The 16,611-nt window shown below is 64.4% G+C and carries 18 protein-coding genes and 1 pseudogene; 13 read left to right on the forward strand and 6 right to left on the reverse strand.

Annotated elements, in window-relative coordinates; all coding sequences use genetic code 11:
* Nucleotides 1–17 precede the first annotated feature (17 nt).
* Nucleotides 18–401 carry a hypothetical protein gene (locus AC1D1S_RS02095; RefSeq protein WP_476993601.1) on the forward strand — a complete coding sequence of 128 codons (384 nt, stop codon included), beginning with the start codon at nt 18–20 and terminating at the stop codon, nt 399–401.
* Nucleotides 402–488: 87 nt separating this feature from the next.
* Here the strand turns inward: AC1D1S_RS02095 and AC1D1S_RS02100 are convergent, their stop codons facing one another.
* The 3 genes and pseudogenes from AC1D1S_RS02100 to AC1D1S_RS02110 form a co-directional block, all read right to left on the reverse strand.
* Entirely contained in the window at nt 489–710 is a 222-nt protein-coding gene (locus AC1D1S_RS02100) for a helix-turn-helix domain-containing protein (RefSeq protein WP_476993629.1), read from the reverse strand.
* Nucleotides 687–1,036, reverse strand: a pseudogene (locus AC1D1S_RS02105) (recombinase family protein); the annotation flags it as partial. The pseudogene AC1D1S_RS02105 and the gene AC1D1S_RS02100, both read right to left, overlap by 24 nt.
* A gap of 417 nt (nt 1,037–1,453) precedes the next feature.
* The gene (locus AC1D1S_RS02110; RefSeq protein WP_476993602.1) at nt 1,454–2,977 is read right to left on the reverse strand and encodes an IclR family transcriptional regulator; all 1,524 of its coding nucleotides are present in this window, start codon (nt 2,975–2,977) and stop codon (nt 1,454–1,456) included.
* A 196-nt stretch (nt 2,978–3,173) separates the two neighbouring features.
* On the opposite strand from AC1D1S_RS02110, the gene AC1D1S_RS02115 reads away from it, so the two are divergent.
* The 10 genes from AC1D1S_RS02115 to AC1D1S_RS02160 all read left to right on the forward strand — a co-directional run bounded on the left by AC1D1S_RS02115 (nt 3,174) and on the right by AC1D1S_RS02160 (nt 11,437).
* Nucleotides 3,174–4,370 carry an MFS transporter gene (locus AC1D1S_RS02115; protein ID WP_476993603.1) on the forward strand — a complete coding sequence of 399 codons (1,197 nt, stop codon included), beginning with the start codon at nt 3,174–3,176 and terminating at the stop codon, nt 4,368–4,370.
* A complete protein-coding gene (locus AC1D1S_RS02120; protein WP_476993604.1) occupies nt 4,355–4,498 on the forward strand; it encodes a hypothetical protein in 144 nt (47 codons plus the stop codon). Before AC1D1S_RS02115 ends, AC1D1S_RS02120 begins: the two co-directional genes overlap by 16 nt.
* A gap of 7 nt (nt 4,499–4,505) precedes the next feature.
* Complete coding sequence (locus AC1D1S_RS02125; RefSeq protein WP_476993605.1) at nt 4,506–5,492, forward strand: hydroxyacid dehydrogenase; 987 nt, start codon at nt 4,506–4,508, stop codon at nt 5,490–5,492.
* Between the two features lie 127 nt (nt 5,493–5,619).
* Entirely contained in the window at nt 5,620–6,291 is a 672-nt protein-coding gene (locus AC1D1S_RS02130; protein ID WP_476993606.1) for an RraA family protein, read from the forward strand.
* 177 nt (nt 6,292–6,468) lie between these two features.
* A complete protein-coding gene (locus AC1D1S_RS02135) occupies nt 6,469–6,723 on the forward strand; it encodes a hypothetical protein (protein ID WP_476993607.1) in 255 nt (84 codons plus the stop codon).
* A gap of 266 nt (nt 6,724–6,989) precedes the next feature.
* The gene (locus AC1D1S_RS02140; RefSeq protein WP_476993608.1) at nt 6,990–8,093 is read left to right on the forward strand and encodes a site-specific integrase; all 1,104 of its coding nucleotides are present in this window, start codon (nt 6,990–6,992) and stop codon (nt 8,091–8,093) included.
* Nucleotides 8,090–9,601: a tyrosine-type recombinase/integrase gene (locus AC1D1S_RS02145; RefSeq protein ID WP_476993609.1), complete on the forward strand. Its 1,512-nt coding sequence runs from the start codon at nt 8,090–8,092 to the stop codon at nt 9,599–9,601. Before AC1D1S_RS02140 ends, AC1D1S_RS02145 begins: the two co-directional genes overlap by 4 nt.
* Nucleotides 9,588–9,971, forward strand: a complete 384-nt coding sequence (locus AC1D1S_RS02150; protein WP_476993610.1) for a DUF6262 family protein — start codon at nt 9,588–9,590, stop codon at nt 9,969–9,971. The genes AC1D1S_RS02145 and AC1D1S_RS02150 overlap by 14 nt, the downstream gene beginning before the upstream one ends.
* A gap of 417 nt (nt 9,972–10,388) precedes the next feature.
* A complete protein-coding gene (locus tag AC1D1S_RS02155; protein ID WP_476993611.1) occupies nt 10,389–10,694 on the forward strand; it encodes a hypothetical protein in 306 nt (101 codons plus the stop codon).
* Between the two features lie 569 nt (nt 10,695–11,263).
* On the forward strand, nt 11,264–11,437 hold the full coding sequence (locus tag AC1D1S_RS02160) for a hypothetical protein (protein ID WP_243181387.1): 174 nt from the start codon (nt 11,264–11,266) through the stop codon (nt 11,435–11,437).
* 13 nt (nt 11,438–11,450) lie between these two features.
* Here the strand turns inward: AC1D1S_RS02160 and AC1D1S_RS02165 are convergent, their stop codons facing one another.
* Genes AC1D1S_RS02165 through AC1D1S_RS02175 form a run of 3 tightly spaced genes read right to left on the reverse strand, consistent with a single transcriptional unit; the run spans nt 11,451 to nt 12,854 of the window.
* A complete protein-coding gene (locus tag AC1D1S_RS02165; RefSeq protein ID WP_476993612.1) occupies nt 11,451–12,407 on the reverse strand; it encodes an IS481 family transposase in 957 nt (318 codons plus the stop codon).
* Nucleotides 12,408–12,435: 28 nt separating this feature from the next.
* The gene (locus tag AC1D1S_RS02170; protein WP_476993613.1) at nt 12,436–12,678 is read right to left on the reverse strand and encodes a hypothetical protein; all 243 of its coding nucleotides are present in this window, start codon (nt 12,676–12,678) and stop codon (nt 12,436–12,438) included.
* Entirely contained in the window at nt 12,669–12,854 is a 186-nt protein-coding gene (locus AC1D1S_RS02175; RefSeq protein ID WP_243181384.1) for a hypothetical protein, read from the reverse strand. Before AC1D1S_RS02175 ends, AC1D1S_RS02170 begins: the two co-directional genes overlap by 10 nt.
* A 102-nt stretch (nt 12,855–12,956) precedes the next feature.
* Between AC1D1S_RS02175 and AC1D1S_RS02180 the strand changes: the two genes are divergently transcribed.
* Nucleotides 12,957–13,163, forward strand: coding sequence for a hypothetical protein (locus tag AC1D1S_RS02180; RefSeq protein WP_243181383.1), 207 nt, complete (start codon nt 12,957–12,959; stop codon nt 13,161–13,163).
* A gap of 252 nt (nt 13,164–13,415) precedes the next feature.
* Complete coding sequence (locus AC1D1S_RS02185; protein ID WP_476946810.1) at nt 13,416–16,595, forward strand: bifunctional cytochrome P450/NADPH--P450 reductase; 3,180 nt, start codon at nt 13,416–13,418, stop codon at nt 16,593–16,595.
* Nucleotides 16,596–16,611 lie beyond the last annotated feature (16 nt).

Here is a 16,611-nt window from a genome sequence, read left to right on the forward strand (position 1 = left end):
CAACTATGCTCTCCAGCATGCACTCTTTCACCCGCCGCGGGCTGCGGTCACACCGCTTTCCGGAAGTAACCCGCCAGGACATCGCTGCCTTCCTCGCTCTGGACGAGAACAAACAATTCGAAGACTTGCGCACTCACCGCACCCGTGCAGCGCACCTGAGCGGCGGCAGCCTGGGCGCCTACACCGCGCTTTACGTTGGCGTCATCCTGGTTGCCCTCCCATTGCTCGGCCCGGCAACAGCATCATGGGTAGGACCTTTCGCCTCATCTCTGTGCATAGCCCTGATAATCCTTCTCGCCGGCTGCTGGATCGCCTACTCGTTCGTCCAGGACCAGCACGACATGGCACGCGCGGCCACCCGTCTTGCGTTCTACGAAGAAGCCCTCAAAACCCAAATATGAAAATCACCCCCTGAGAACCAGGGCTGATGCCCGAAACCGCAAACTCTTCGCGAGATTCAACTGGACCTCAAGCTGTAGCTGCTGGGCCTAGAGGAGGTACCGGTAAACCGTGGCGCGGGAGACTCCGAGCATCTTGCCGATGTCGGAGGCACTGACCCCTTTGYCCTTGAGTTGTCTGACCCGGGCAGCGGCCGCGTCATCGACTTTGCGGGGCCTTCCGCCGTGGCGGCTGTTGGCCGCGGCCGCTGCGAGGCCGGCTCTTGTGCGTTCGATCATCGTGTCACGCTCCAGTTGCGCGAACGCGGCCATGATCGTCAGCATGGCGGTGCCCATGGGCCCGGTAGTGTCGAGTCCTTCGGTCAGGGCCCGGAAGCCTGCTCCCCTCTCCCGGATGTTCTCGATGATGTCCAGGACGTGCCTAGTGTTGCGGCCCAGGCGGTCCAGTTCCACACGGTGAGTACGTCGCCGGCCTCCAGCCGGTCCAGAGCTCTGGACAGCTGAGGGCGTTCCACCGTGGAACCGCTGACGCCGCTATCGGCGAAGGTCCGGGCTGCGCCGGCGGCCTGGAGTGCAGTGAGCTGCAGATCGAGGTTCTGTTCCGCGGTGGAAACCGTCGCGTACCCGATAACGGCCACGGCCGACCCACCATTCTCTTAATCCCGATCAAATTGCCTTTATGAGGCAATCTGTTGTTGGACGGCATTCTGAGACTGTGGAAGGGCGTGTCGAACCGCCAATTCCTCGCCATTCCTCACGCCACCTCAAAAGCAATCCGAGCGTCTCAGTATTGGATCCTTTTCAAGACGGTACGGCCAGCCCGGCGGTGGCATGCATGACTGAGGACTTCGAGTGCCATTTCAGAGCTTCACTCCTGACGAGGTTCCCGAAGATTTGTTGTGTCGCCGTGCGGAAGTGCAAGTCGCCTGAGAGCTCCTGTGGCGTCACCCGGACTTCGTGGTCCCGGCACACCTCGAACATCTGGCGAGGATGTTCTGCGTCGGCTGCCGGCCATCGAGCAGAGGAGTCCGGCGTGACGTCTGACCGGCGCTGTTTTAGGGGACTGAAAGGGTGCGTGTGAGCTGCTGGGCTGAACGCTGGACCATGTGAGCGAGGGCCTCTACGTCGAGTTCGGGCAGGCGGAGTCTGGTGACGGTGGCGGTGATGGATCCAGCGATGGTGCCGTCGACGAAGTAGGGGGCACTGACGCCGAAGGCGTCGGGAATGCGCTCACCCTCGCCGGTCGCCCATCCGCGCTCCCGTATGGTTTGGAGATCGTTTTCGAGGGCTCGCCGGTCTGTTTGGGTGCGTTCGGTGAGGGGTTCGAGCGTGAGCGCGTCAAGATCACCGGGGGGACAGTGGGCGAGAATGGCTTTCCCGCCTGCGCCGGCGTAGAGGGGAATAGCCACACCTGAAGCAAGACCGTAGTGCAGAGGCCGGACGCCGTCCACCACTGTCGTCATCACGGCCTGTCTGGTGTCGGCATGGAATTGGATGAGTCCGATGGTTTCACCGGATTCCTTGGCAAGTCCGCGGAGAATGGGATGTGCGACAACAGCTGTGTCCACCGAAGGACCCAGATGGGCTGCCCAGTGAAACAGGCGGGGGCCGGGGTGCAGTGTGTCGTGGTGCTGCAGAGCCAGTCCTGTGGTCAGGGCGGTGGAGACCAGGCGGTTGGTGGTGGCTATGTTGGCTCCAATTCCGCGCGCGAGCTCGTAGCCGGTGGGCAGCCCGTCGGGTTCGGCAACCAGCGCGGTGACCAGACGGGCAAGGCGTTCCACGGCAGTGGAACCGGGAGGGTACGTGATGGGTGTCAGATTCCCCGATGCTTGATTTCCGGCACATGCGGCTTCGATGTCGCGGGCCGCTTGCCGCGCCATCGGGCCGAATCGGGCAAGGTCCTCGTCGCCGGTGAGAAAGCTTGGACGGGTGATCGAGACGGATCCGGTCAGTCCGTGACATTGAAATGACGCTGCAGCACCCGCGGCCAGGGGAAATTGCTGCCCGACGCTGATCGTGTATCCGGCGCGGCGGTCCTCGGTGAGGAGTCGTTCCAGTTCGGCGCGCTCGGTGACGGTATCGGGAGTGTGCGCCTCCAGCTGCCGTTCACCCAGGGCGCCGATTCCCAGTCGGCCCAGGATCGAGCGGCCGGTTGCGCCGGCGTGGAGGGGCAAGACCGTCCCGGGCTCGAGCAGATACTTGATGGGTCCGGGCCGCCGCCGGCAAGCGACAACAACGGCGCTGGGTCGTGGTGCGTCGTGAACAGCGATAAGGACAGTCGCATCGGATTGTTCGCCCAGGCGTTCAATGATCGCTTCAGCGCTGCGCAGCAGCGGGTGGCGTGCGTGCAGTGCGGCACCTAGGACACGCAGCCGCGGTCCGACCTGATAGTTTCCGTTGCCGCTGACGGCCGCCAGCCCGTGTTCTTCCAGGCCGAGCAGGACACGGTTAACGGTGCTGCGGCTCGCGCCCAAGGCCAGTGCGAGTTCACGTACGCCGGTCGCATCTGGGCGGGTCACCAAGGCGTGCAGGACCTCAACAATGCGCTCGTTCCCTGCTACGCCACTCTCGCTGACCACGGTTCCACCACTCTCTTGATACTCCGGGTCCCCCTCGGGGCCGGATCTGCTTTCACCACGCTACCGTCAGCGAAGGCGGCAGCGGTGGAGGGACAGACGCATTCGTCCCCGCCATGGGCGCTTGACAGCACACCATGGCGCACATCACACTTGAAATACATATTAGGACACTGTCCCATTTTTTATAGGAGCAAAGATGCCCCAGGTTAGTCAGTCCGTTCCCCCGGTAGCGGACGCCGTTCATCTGAAAAAAGCGAAGAAGGCCACCGCTGTCGCGGCGTTCGGCACCTTCATCGAGTACTACGACTTCAGTGTCTTCGGCTATGTCGCCGCGACGCTCGCCGTGGTGTTCTTCCCCAGCGGCGATCCGGTGGCGGGCCTGCTCAATACCTTCCTGGTCTTTGGCACGGCCTTTCTGGTCCGGCCGCTGGGCGCGATCTTCTTCGGACGCATCGGGGACCGCCTCGGACGGCGGGCCAGCCTCATCGGCTCGGTCATCCTGATGAGCGCAGCTGCCGGGTTCACCGCGCTGCTGCCGACGTACGCGCAGATCGGTATCTGGGCACCGATCCTGCTGGGCCTGCTGCGGATGCTGCAGGGCCTCTCTGCAGGCGGTGAGATCGGCGGCGCGGCCACCTATATCCGCGAGTGGGCCCCGGTCGAGCGCCGCAACCTCTATATCTCCTTTATTCCCAGTGTTGGTGTGCTCGGCAAGGCCGGCGCTGCGGGACTGGCCGCCCTGGCGGCCACGTTCGTGCCCGCGGCGGAGATGGAGTCGTGGGGATGGCGGATCCCGTTCCTGCTCGCGATCCCGCTGGGCATCCTCTGCCTGATCATGCGGCTCAAGATCGAGGACAGTCCTGAATTTACCCAGAGCGCGGGCAAGGGCCAGACGACCCGGACCCCCGTCGCTGATTTGTTCCGGAACCACCGCTCGCGCCTGACGAAGGTCTTCTTCATCTCCCTTGTGCAGAACATCGGCACCTACCTCGGCACCGTCTACGTGGCCGTCTACTTCAGCACCGTACTGCACTTCTCCAAAGCCGAGGCAGCGACCATAGTCCTGATCGCCGTCACCGCCGCGGCGCTTCTTATCCCCCTCGCCGGCCAACTCGGCAGCCGCATCGGCAGCAAACGCCTGCTGACGGCCTCCTACATCGCCTACATCGCGCTCACGTTCCCCTCCTTCATGCTCATGAATGCCGGCTCGGTGTCGCTGGCGATCTTCGGACTGCTCCCGGCATGGTGCCCTACGCCCTCTGCCAGGCCGGCACCTACGCGGCCATGCCGGAGTTCTTCCCCGTCGAGGTCCGCCACACCGGCGTCGCCTTTGGCCACAGTGTCGGGGCCGTGCTCGGCGGTGCCGGCGCCCCGTACGTGGCTACCTGGCTGATCGACAGCACGGGCAACAGCATGATCCCGGCCTACATGCTCATCGCCTTCGGCGCCCTGGGCCTGGCCGTGCTGCTCGGCACGGTACGCAAGAACACCCTGACCCCTGCCTCCCATCTCTACCGCTAGGAACACCGTGCCGACCTTTTACGTCTCTGACGAGATCCACACCGATGTGCGGGCAGAACTCAGCGCGCTGGGCCAGGTCCATCTGGGCTACGGCCCGGACGCCGTCCGCTACCAAGACGTCCGCGACGGTATTGACGCCGTCCTGCTGCGCGCCGAACTCTTCGACCGGGAAAAGATCGACAGTTCCCCCCGGCTGCGCATCATCGCCCGCCACGGAGTAGGAACGGACAACGTCGATATCGAGGCGGCCACCGACGCAGGCATCTGGGTGACCACCACTCCGGGCAGCAACAGCCGCGCCGTCGCCGAGCACGTCTTCGCCCTCCTGCTCTCCCTGGCAAGGAAGGTCCCCTACGGGGCCGCCCAAACCACTTCCGGGCAATGGGCGTCCGCCAAACCCCAGATGAACGGCTTCGAACTGCACGGCCGCACCCTCGGACTGCTCGGATTCGGCAACATCGCCCGCATGGTCGCCGGAATTGGGCAGGGATTCGGCATGCATGTCCTGGTCCACGATCCCTTCGTAGAAGAATCCGCCATCCAGGCCGCAGGTGCCTCTCCGGCGACTATCGATGAGGTTCTCGCCGGCTCTGACGTTCTCAGCCTGCACATGCCGCTGACCGAACAGACCGCCCAAATCATTGATGCCGAGGCCCTGGCACGAATGAAGCCAGGATCGGTGTTGATCAACACCTCCCGCGGCGGCCTCATTGATGAACAAGCCCTGGCCCGGGCGTTGCAGGACGGCCATCTGGGCGGGGCCGGGCTCGATGTCCTTGAAGGGGAGTCCGTGGACATGAAGGACCCCATCGCACACTCCAAGATCCAGATCGCAGGGGTGCCGAACCTGATCGTGACCCCGCATGTCGCCGGCCAAAGCGAAGAGGCCTTTCTTGCCGCCGGAAGCGGCGCGCTGCAGGCCATCCGGCAGGCCCTCGCCGGCCAGCGGCCAGCACACGCAGTGAACACCATCGCTGCCCCCGCCCACGCCTAACAGAGGGAAGAACGTCGTGCCGTCCCACCAGCCGGCGCGCATGCCCGGCCCGAACCAATCCCTAGAACCGCTTCATTGCGTGACGCAGCGGCCCAAATTCGCACCGATCGAGCTAGCGAGAGACACCATGTTTATCGACGCATCAACCAAATCACTCACCGTCAGCCCCCGTCCAACCAACGCTCCCTCAGGGCTCATCAAAAGCCTGAAGAGGTACCCCACAGCCAATGTCGGTGACGCCATGGACCGGCTCAACCTCATGGACACCGGCATCGCATCACAATGGGCCAACGCCCGGTGTGTGGGTCCGGCACTGACCGTGCTGACCCGGGAGGGCGACAACCTGGCCATTCACCGCGCCCTCGACGACGCCGAACCCGGTGACGTGCTGGTCATCAACGCCCTCGGAGGAACAACACGGGCCGTATTCGGCGATCTCCTGGCCGAAATCTGCCTCGCCAAAGGCATCGCCGGTGTCATCATCGACGGACTGACCCGCGACCGCGCGGCAATAAGGGAACTTGGCCTGCCCGTCTGGGCCCGCGGGGCCTCACCGGCAGGACCCGCCAAATACGGGCCCGGCGCCGTCTCCGTGCCGGTGGCCTGCGGCGGCACCGTCGTCAACCCCGGCGACCTCATCACAGCCGACGATGACGGGGTCGCCGTCATACCCGTCGAACGCGCCYAGGGCATCCTCACCAGGCTCGCGGACATCGACAAATTCGAGGAAGATCTCCGGGTGAGAATACGGAACTCCGCCGTACGTGCAGCAGCGCCGGCCATGGCAAGCACCAACTAAGAACCCCAGCGGCGCTCATCGTCTAACCCGCCGCCATCACCACCTCCCCGACTCCCGGCCGGGATGTCATCGACAGAAACACCGGTGGCCTCTGTGGCATAAGCCCAGAGGCCACCCCCGGCCACGCCGCATCAGGTCCACTTCCGCATCGCCCACCAAGACCGAGGAAAACGAGAGATGACCAGATACCGCCATCACGAATGGGCACGCCTCATCGGCGCCCCGGTCGAAATCCAGAAACATGGTGAAGTCATCCGCACAGGGATCGTCGACGACGCGATGCCCGACTCCTCCATGATCTGGATAGCATCCGACGAAAAGTCCACCAGGATACTCTTCGAAGCCGCTCAAGGCTTCCAGGTCTGGGTTGAACCCAGACAACTCGAAGGAATCTCCTCCTACCGCATGACCACTGGCGCCCTTCACGACTAAACCGCTTCGAGCCGGGAGTGCGGTCAGCAAATCGTGCACCGTCCTGCATTTTGTCAACGGCCGTCTGCATCAAACGGCAGCTACTACAGCGCTGAGGCCCACTGAAGTCGATTTCGGCGCTATCTCCAGCATCTCAAATACGATCGATATCTTTAGTCGTCTGCGGGCCGTCCGTCATGTAGTTCACGTGGGTTTGGAGCTCTGGTTGCTTCGTTGTGGATGGGTTAGCGTCTTGTCCGTCCACGAGGCAGCTGACAGGAGCGGCGATGCGGGTATCGAAGGTGTTGGATCCGGCAAGCAATGCGGTGTCGTACACAGTGGTCGGCGTGGCCGGTGTTGTAGAACCGGTGGAGCGTTACCTCCGGTATTTGGCCGAGACTGAGCGGTCACCGAACACGATCAAGGCCCACGCCCACGATTTGAAGGACTGGTTCGTTTTCCTGGACGAATACGGGCTCGACTGGCAGTCGGTGAAGCTGGAAGACGTGGGGGCGTTCATCCGGTGGCTGCGACGTCCGCCGGACATGCGTGGCCAGGTCTTCTCGGTGCTTCCCACGATCGGGCACCATTGCGGTGAGGCGACGGTGAACCGCAAGCTTTCCACCGTATCGATCTTCTATCAGCATGCCGCCCGCCATGGCCTTGACCTCGGCGAGTTGATCACGTGCTGGGACCCGTCCGCCCGCCAGGGTGGCTGGAAACCCTTCCTGCACCACATCAGCAAGGGTGCCGCGAAACAGCGCCGGGTGGTGAAGCTTCCCGTGACGGCAAGGATTCCCCGCCTGCTGGCCCCCGACGAGGTCCAAAGCATTCTGGATTCGTGTGAGCATCTCCGGGACCGGTTGCTGTTCGCGCTGCTCCATGACGCCGGTATCCGGATCGGTGAGGCTTTGKGGCTCCGACATGAGGACATCGCCGTAGCCGAACGGGAAGTCACTGTCTGCCGGCGCAACAACACCAACGGTGCGCGCGCAAAGTCGCCCCATTCGCGAACCGTCCCCGTCACCGCCGAACTGATCCGGCTGTATGCCGACTACCTCGACGTCGAATACGGTGACCTGGATTCCGACTACGTCTTCGTCAACCTGTGGGGCCGGCCCTACGGGCAGGCAATGACATATGCCGCCGTCCACGACCTGGTGCGGCGGCTCCGGCGGCAGACGGGCATCGCCTTTGATCCGCACTGGTTCCGGCACACATATGCCACTCGGATGCTCCGGGAGAACGTCCCGATCGAAGTGGTCTCTAAGCTGCTGGGCCATGCGAGCCTGACGACGACGGTCAACACCTACGCCCATATCTCCAGCGATGACGCCCGCCTCGCGCTGGCCGATGCGGGCTGGTTCGCCTCCAATACGGTGACGATATGACGACCCTGCATCCCGTGCCCTCACGAAACGACCCACTGCCGGTCCGGACGGGCCCCCGGGGGAAGGCTTACCCGGATGCCGCGCCTTGGGAGACCGAGTTTCCCAAGGACGTCTGGCATGCGAGAGACCTCGGTATCAACGCCCGTAGCCTGGTCACGGTCCACTTCGAAAACATCACCCGGCCCTGGTTGAAGCAGCTGGCCAAACGATGGGCCCGCTGGCGGCTGACGACCGGACTAACAGTGGAATCCGCGGTGCTGGGAACCAAAGCCGTGGAAAGCTTCAATGCCTTTCTGGATTCAACGAGGATCCCGGTCACCGGCACCGCCGATATAGACCGGGAGGTGATCGAAGGGTTCCTGGCATACCTGCACACCCATACGGCCGGGACGACGACGTACCGGATGCGGATCGGCCAGTTCAACACGTTTCTCCTCACCATGCGCCGTCACGGATGGGTGACCGATCTGCCCAGTACGGCCCAGATCTACACCGAGGACTATCCCAAAGAGACGGTCCGGCAACCCCGGGCGTTGAGTGAACACGTCATGGCCCAGCTGGAAGACCCTGAAAATCTTGCCAAAATGGCCAGCCCGCATCACCGGCTGATCACCGTGATTCTGATCCGGTGCGGGCTGCGGATCAGCGACACCGTGGCCCTGACCCAGGACTGCATTACTCGGGACAAGGACGGTGCCCCGTATCTGCGGTATCTGAACCACAAGATGAAACGCGAGGCGCTCGTCCCCATCGATGAGGAACTCGAACGGGCCATCGCGGAGCACATCCTCTACGTCAACGGCACGGGCAACTCCGGGACACGCCAGCTTTTCGCCCATGACCGGGTGGACGTTTACGGCGCCGGACACCTCAGCCCAGGCTCTTACAGCACCGCTCTTCGGCGATGGGTCAGGGACTGCAACGTCACCGACGAAAACGGCACCCCTGCGGTGGTCAGCCCGCACCGTTTCCGCCACACGCTGGGCACCAGACTGATCAACCTCGACGTCCCGCAGGAGGTAGTCCGCCGGATCCTGGACCACGATTCCCACCAGATGACGGCCCACTACGCCAGACTCAGCGACACAACCATCCGGCGGCACTGGGAAGCTGCACGGAAAGTCAACGCATCCGGCAGCGTCGTCGAACTTGATCCCGACGGTCCCCTCGCCGAGGCCGCCTGGTCCAAACAGCGCCTCGGCAGGGCGACCCAGGCACTTCCCAACGGTTTCTGCGGCCTCCCGGTCCAGAAGACCTGCCCGCATGCCAACGCCTGCCTGACCTGTCCCATGTTCATCACCACCGCCGACTTCCTCCCGCAACACCGCGAACACCGGACGCAGGTCGTGCAGATCATCTCCGCAGCCGAAGCTCGCGGCCAGCAGCGGCTCGCCGAAATGAACACACGGGTGCTCGGCAACCTGGACCGCATCATCCAAACACTCGACAACGGAACGCGAGAAGGCCCCAGCCACTTACTCGAGGAGGACAACCGTGCGGGCAGATAACAGCCGCCACATCCGGCTGGCCGCGGAGCGTCGGCACGAACTCACCCGTTCCAAAGCCGTCGCCGCACTCCGCGATCTCCAAAACCAGGGCGGCCCCGTCACCTTCGAAGCCGTCGCCGCCGCCGCCGGCGTATCCCGCTCCTGGCTCTACACCCAGCCCGACCTCCGGGCGGACATCATCGGGCTGCGCGAGGACCGCCCACAACAACCGCGCGCACGCCGAAGCAGCGCCAGCACGGACTCCCTGCGCGCCCGACTCAGCGCATCGCTGGAACGGAACCGCGAGCTCTCCACAGAAATCGAGCACCTCAGACACCAGTTGGCGCTTGCACTGGGACACTCGCGGAGTCGGAACACCAGCGGACCCTAAGGGAACCCGGTGTCGAACGCTGTACCTGGTTCTGCTGGACGTGTATTTTCTGCATCAGAGACAAAAGTGAGCGGGGGACTCAAAATGCAAGAAGCGGATGCGGGGGCGGAGTCACGCTGGACTAAAGCAGCGTCGAGGGCGGAGGGCTTGACTGACCTTGGGATAGGTGGGGCGGTCCGCCGGTACTTTTTGGTGCATTTCCCATTGACGGTTTTGGCTGGACTTGTCGTCGGATTCGCCCTGGCCTCCCTTTGGCCGGACGTCGCCGAGGGTTTCCTTCGGTCCGGGTTGTATCTAGGCTCGCTACTGGGAGGCCTCGGCGTTCTTGTTGTTGGCTGGGTCTATGGAAGCAAGAAAGTGTCCCCCATGGTCCGGGACCACCCAGTCGGAGTCACGTTGGGCTTGACGGCAGAGGAAGTGAAGCACGTCCGACGCCAGGTTCTGGGCAAAGAGCCGATCGACATCAACCACATATCGGTCCTCAGAGGTGCGGCAGTTCAGATCCGGGCGGGTCTGGCCAAGCAATTGCTCTGGTCGCCCGGTCTCTTGATCTACTTCGCCGGGCAATCCCTGTCTCGAGGCATCCACTCCTTCCTAGACGTCATGATGATCGTGCTGCTGCTGGCCATGGTTGTGCTCTCAAGTCTTACGGCCCGCCAGTTCCACCAAACCGGCTTGTTCCTCACCTCCACGTCCCCCACTGGATCCGACGACCCGAACTGATCAGGATGTTGTGCGGCCGTCGCGTCACCGAATACCTGGGAATAGTGGAGCAGTCGGGCCATTAGACGCTTCCAGCCGCAAAGGAACCGTTTACTGGCGGAGAGACCGCAATTGCCACTGCAAACGACTTCAAAAAACGACGCTGAGGCTGCAGCCGTTCAGCAATCAAGCATCGGACGTGTCACGATTCTCAGTTTGCTCCTCGGGCACGCGGGCCTGTGAGAGATGTGTCGTGGACACTTTCCACATCGGATGTGCCGCGCCATCTAGGCACCGACGAAGAGGGACTAAAGATATCGGTCGTATTTGAGATGCCAGGGAGACGACCGAAACCGATTGGGCTTCGACGCTGCAGTGGTTGCCGTTTGGTGCAGAGACGTTTGACGGCGGCCACGGCGGCTGAGTGGGCGATTTTCCCGCTCACCAGATCCTGATGCCAAGCGTTCCGCCACGGTCAGCAGCGCCGGATTGTGGGCATGGATCGCAGCGCCCGAATCGGAGGACATATCGTCGCCGTCCAGTCCGTCATCCCTGCGGCGCAGCCAGTACGCCCAACAATCTCCCCCGCCATGCTTGCTCTTGAAACGAATGCCCAGAGGCAAGCTCCCGTCGTCCAGCTCCTGGTCGCGGATCCACGTGGCGATAATGGTCGTCGCCGCCCGGTTCTCACCGTGGAGGACGCCGAGGGTGAGCTGAGATATGCCGAGTTCATCGCTGATCTTCTCGCCGATACCGCCCCCTAGGTGTACTGAGCCATCAGGTTGGTGACACCCGGGTGATGGGTGTGGTTCCGATGCCGGTGTGGATTCGTTCAGTGTTGTAGTGCTGGAGCCAGGGCGCAAGTGCGGATTGGCGGTCGTTACTGCTGGTGAAGACCTGCCGGTGGGCCCATTCGGTTTGCAGGGTCCGGTTGAAGCGTTCGGCTTTGCCGTTGGTCCAGGGGCAGTGGGGCTTGATGAAGCGCTGAACTGCTCCGAGATCTGCGACTGCCTGACGGAACATTGTGGAGTTGCGGTAGGCGAAGGCGTTGTCGGTGATGACGCGTTCGATCCGTTGGATGCCGTGGCCGGCGAAGTAGCCCGCGGCGCGGGTGAGGAACCCGGCCGCTGTGGCGCCCTTCTCATCGGGAAGGACCTCGGCGTAGCCGATGCGGGAGTGGTCATCGATCGCGACGTGGACGTAGTCGTAACCGATTCCGCGTCCCTTGACCTGCTCCGAGCGGCCGTGGGCCCGCCAGCCGCCGCCGTCCGGGATGCGTCCGAGCTTCTTGACGTCCAGATGGACCAGTTCCCCGGGCCGTGCCCGCTCGTACCGCTTCGCCATGGTCCGGGCGGCGCGGATCGGGGCACCCGTCAGCGGATCGCAGTCCGCCAGCCGCGGGACCCCGTGCCGGTGCAGGATCCGGGACACGGTCCGGGCCGGGACGCCGGTGAACGCGGCGATCCGCAGCGGACCGAACCGTAACGACCGCCGGGCGTCCAGGACGGCTAGCTCACGGTCGGAACTCGTCCGGGCCGGTGATGACCTCGGCCGGCTTGAGCGGTCCGGCAGACCGGCTGCGCCCTCGGCGCGGAATCGTCGGATCCACCGGTACGCGGTCTGCCGGGACACGCCCAGTTCGGCAGCGATATGGGCGACCGGGCGGCCGGCGGCCACCCGGTCAACGATCAGGAGTCTTCCATGAACCGTCAACCCGGCATTAACGTGGGACACGAGGACCTCCGAGCGCCAAGTGTGTGAACTAGACAGCTCCACTTAGCCCGGAGGTCCTCCTCGTTTTCAAGCCCCACATGTCAACAACGTCCCGGCTCAGTACACCTAGGGCTGCGATGGAGTCAGGGTGCTCGACATCAACCCACCAACCTGCGTTATCCAGGCTGAGCTGGTAGGTGCTGCGCCGGTCGCGCCAGTGCCGCGGCATCTTGACCTGGTTGCCCCAGTCGTCTTTGACGCCCTTGACGCAGTCCTCCAGGGTCATCCCCATGAAGTCGGCTCCTTTTGCATCGGGTGCTTGGCGCCAAGCTTCAAGGTGTAGCCGGACAGCACCTCCGCGAAGGCGATCTCGTCATTGTCGGAAATGTAGACCGTGGAGCCGGGAGTGTCATAGCGGCTCCAGCCTGCCGGCTCATCACCGCTCAGGCGCCCGCGGATCCAAGGCACCGCGGTTGGTGGTGGTAACCCTGCGGCCGGACCGGAAGTCATCCAGGACCCAGAGCGGATCTAATGCTGCTTCGCTATTCGACTGAAGCTGAGCGTAGCCTCATGGACCGGACGTTGGGCAATCCCGAGCATGTATCGTCGGCAACGGTGGTCGAATTGTTGGAAGCCGTGAAGAACGAGATGATCCTGTCCCCTAACTCCGAGCGTGATGCGGCCCTTGCCTCGGTGACAACCATGCAACGCGAAGCGCCTTTCAGTCGTTTCCACGGCAAAATGTGGTTCCCGTTCAAGCTGCGATTGCTGTGCTAAGTGGGCTCAAATCTGATTGACATTCCCACCCCGCCGGCAGCAGGAACGCCAAGATCCCAACCGGCGTGTCGCGCCAGGCAGGTCCCCCGTTGCGCAGGCCTCCCAGCGGGCTGACCCCGTTTGGTTGCCGTACCTATTTTGCCCGGCAGGTGGCCGGAGTATCGTGGTGCGGAGCTGGCCGGGCCGGTCCCGTCCGGCCAGGCAGCAAGCAGTGCTCACAGCGCGTCCATTGGCGATCGCCTAGGAGTGGCCATGACTTCGCCCAGCGTCCCTATACCGCAGCCCCCCACGAGGCCGGTGGTCGGCAATTTGCCGGACATCGACTCCAGCAAGGGAATCCTGGGAATAGTCGAGCTGGCGGAGCGGTACGGCCCCATAGTCCGCATCCAGTTCTTCAACCGCAGTATCGTCGCCATCTCTTCCCAGCAGCTCGTCAACGAGGTGTGCGATGAGTCCCGGTTCGGCAAAGTGCTGGGCGTTGCCCTGCGGCAGGTGAGGCAGTTCGCCGGCGACGGCCTGTTCACCGCAGATACACAGGAACCCAACTGGCAAAAGGCACACCGGATCCTGATGCCGGCGTTCGGGCCTGCAGCGCTGAAGCGGATGTTCGCCGGCATGGACGACATCGTCGAGCAGCTGCTGCTCAAGTGGGAGAGGCTGGGCCCCACGGCGCGGATCGACATTCCGGACAGCACCACCCGCCTGACGCTGGACACCATCGCCCTGTGCTCGTTCAACTACCGGTTCAACAGCCTCTACCGGGAGGAGATGCACCCGTTCGTCGGCGCCATGGTCCGCGCCCTGGTTGAATCCGGGGACCGGGCGCGCAGGCTCCCAGTGCAGAACAAGATCATGCTGCGCAGGCGGCACCAGCTCGAGGAAGACCATGCCCTGATGTTCGAGGTCGCCGAACAGATCATCAGCGACCGGCGGCGCAACCCCAGCCCGCCGGGCAGCGAAGACATCCTGGACACCATGCTCAGCGCGGCGGACCCGGTGACCGGTGAGCGTTTATCCGATGAAAACATCCGCTATCAGATGGTCACATTCCTGATTGCCGGGCACGAGACTACCAGCGGCTTGCTGTCCTTTACACTCTACGAACTGCTGCGCCATCCGGGCGTCCTGGCCAAGGCGCGCGCACAAGTGGACGAGGTCCTTGGCACCGAAAGCGCCAGGTTCGAGCACCTGCCCCGGCTGGGGTACCTGGACCAGATCCTTAAGGAAACGCTTCGGCTGTGGCCCACCGCCCCGGCGTTCAACGTGACTCCTTACGAGGACACGACGCTCGGCGGCCGCTACGAAGTCCCCGCGGGCCAGCCCATCATGATCCTGATCCCGCAACTGCATCGGGACAAGGCGGCCTGGGGCGAGGACGCCGGCATCTTTGACCCTGAGCGGTTCTCCCCGGAACGGGCCGCCGAAATCCCCGCCAATGCCTGGAAGCCCTTCGGCAACGGGCAGCGCTCCTGCATCGGCCGGGGATTTGCCCTGCAGGAGGCCATGCTCTTCCTGGCCAAGCTCCTGCAGCGCTTCGAGGTCACGGCGGCGGACCCGGGCTATGAGCTGCAGATCAAACACACGCTGACCATGAAGCCTGAAGGGCTGTTCATCCACGTGCGCAGGCGGGACGTCACCATCGCGGCCAGCCCCCGGGCCGACGTCGAACAGGCACGGCAGGCCGAAGCCGCAGCGGCGGCCGCCGCGCCCAACGGCGTCCCGATCCGGGTGCTCTACGGTTCCAATGCAGGCACGTCCAAGGACTTCGCCCAGCGCCTCGCCAACGACGCCGGACGGCGCGGCTACAGCCCCACCATCGGTCCGCTCGACGAGGCGGCCGGCGGGCTGCCCACGGAGGGTCTCGTCGCGATCGTGACGTCCTCCTACGAGGGGCAGCCGCCGGACAACGCCCGAAAATTCGTGGCCTGGACCGAGGGCCTGCGGCCGGGCGCCCTCGCCGGGGTGCGGTACACGGTCTTCGGCAACGGCAATAAGGACTGGGCGCGAACGTACCAGGAGGTCCCCAAGGCCATCGACGCCCGGCTCGAGGCAGCCGGTGCCACGCGGATCTATGCCCGGGGCGAGGCCAACGCCCGCGGCGACTTCTTCGGCGATTTCGACGAGTGGTACGCGGGATTCTGGCCCGCGGTGGACGCCGCCCTGGGGCAGCGGACCAGCCCGCCGACAGCGCAGCCCGAGCTGGAACTGCAGTTTGTCGGGAACGTCCGGGATCCGATGCTGCGCCAGAACGGGCTGGCGCTGGGCACCGTCGTCGCGAACCGGGAACTGGTCGATCTGGCCAAGCCCGGCGCCCGGTCCAAGCGGCATGTCGAGATCGCCCTGCCCGAGGGGATGAGCTACCGGACCGGGGATTATCTGGCCGTGCTGCCCCTGAATCCCAGCGAACTCGTGCAGCGGGCCCTGGCCCGTTTCAACCTCGATTACGACTCGCACGTCCARCTGGCCATGGAGCGCGGGGACACCTTCCTGCCCACGGGCGCGCCGGTGGCCGTGGGCGAACTGCTGAGCAGCTACGTGGAGCTCGCAGTCCCCGCCACCCGCACCCAGCTCGAGGACCTGGCGGATGTCGCGGCCGATCCTGCCCACCGCGCCGAACTTGAGGCCCTGGCCCAGGACCGCGGGCGGTACGCGGCCGAGGTCCTCGACAAGCGCGTTTCCCTCCTTGACCTGCTGGAGACGTATCCGTCATGCCAGCTGTCGTTCACCTCGTTCCTGCAACTGCTGACCCAGCTGACCCCCCGGCGGTACTCCATCTCCTCGTCCCCGCTCTGGAGCCCCGACCACGTGACCCTGACCTTCGCCGTCATCCAGGCTCCGGCGTGGTCCGGCCGCGGGGTCTTCGAAGGGGCCTCGTCCACCTACCTCGCCCAGGCCAGGCCCGGGTCAAGGGTCGCGGTTACTGTCCGCCCCTCGAACGCGGCCTTCCACCCGCCGCCCTCCCTGGCGGTCCCGCTCATCATGGTCTGCGCGGGGACGGGGCTAGCCCCCTTCCGCGGGTTCGTCCAGGACCGGGCGCTGCGGGCCGAGGCCGAGGAGACGACGCCGGCACCTGCCCTCCTGTTCTTCGGCTGCCGCGCCCCGGACACCGACTTCCTCTACCGCTCGGAACTCGCGTCGTGGGCGGACCAAGCCAACCTCGATCTGCGGCCGGCCTTTTCCACCGCACCCGAGGACGGCCTGAAATACGTCCAGGACAGGCTCTGGGCAGACCGGGCCGACGTCGTCGAGCTGGTCCGGCAGGGCGCCACGGTCTATGTCTGCGGCGACGGCAAGCACATGGCGCCGCAGGTAAGGGACACGTGCGCCCTCATTTACCAGGAAGCGACCGGCGCCTCCAAGGCGGATGCCGAGGCCTGGATGGATGAAGTGGAGCGCACCCACGGCAGGTACGTGGCCGACATCTTCACCTGAGGCCGGCCGGTGCCGC

The sequence above is a fragment of the Arthrobacter sp. P1_A5 genome, from assembly GCF_056406825.1.

Excerpts from the sequence above, each read along its gene's own strand:
- AC1D1S_RS02180 (WP_243181383.1), top strand. The coding sequence starts at position 12,957 with ATGGACCGGACGTTGGGCAATCCCGAGCATGTATCGTCGGCAACGGTG.
- AC1D1S_RS02160 (WP_243181387.1), top strand. The coding sequence starts at position 11,264 with ATGCTTGCTCTTGAAACGAATGCCCAGAGGCAAGCTCCCGTCGTCCAG.
- AC1D1S_RS02145 (WP_476993609.1), top strand. The coding sequence starts at position 8,090 with ATGACGACCCTGCATCCCGTGCCCTCACGAAACGACCCACTGCCGGTC.
- AC1D1S_RS02115 (WP_476993603.1), top strand. The coding sequence starts at position 3,174 with ATGCCCCAGGTTAGTCAGTCCGTTCCCCCGGTAGCGGACGCCGTTCAT.
- AC1D1S_RS02170 (WP_476993613.1), bottom strand. The coding sequence starts at position 12,678 with ATGGGGATGACCCTGGAGGACTGCGTCAAGGGCGTCAAAGACGACTGG.
- AC1D1S_RS02135 (WP_476993607.1), top strand. The coding sequence starts at position 6,469 with ATGACCAGATACCGCCATCACGAATGGGCACGCCTCATCGGCGCCCCG.
- AC1D1S_RS02095 (WP_476993601.1), top strand. The coding sequence starts at position 18 with ATGCACTCTTTCACCCGCCGCGGGCTGCGGTCACACCGCTTTCCGGAA.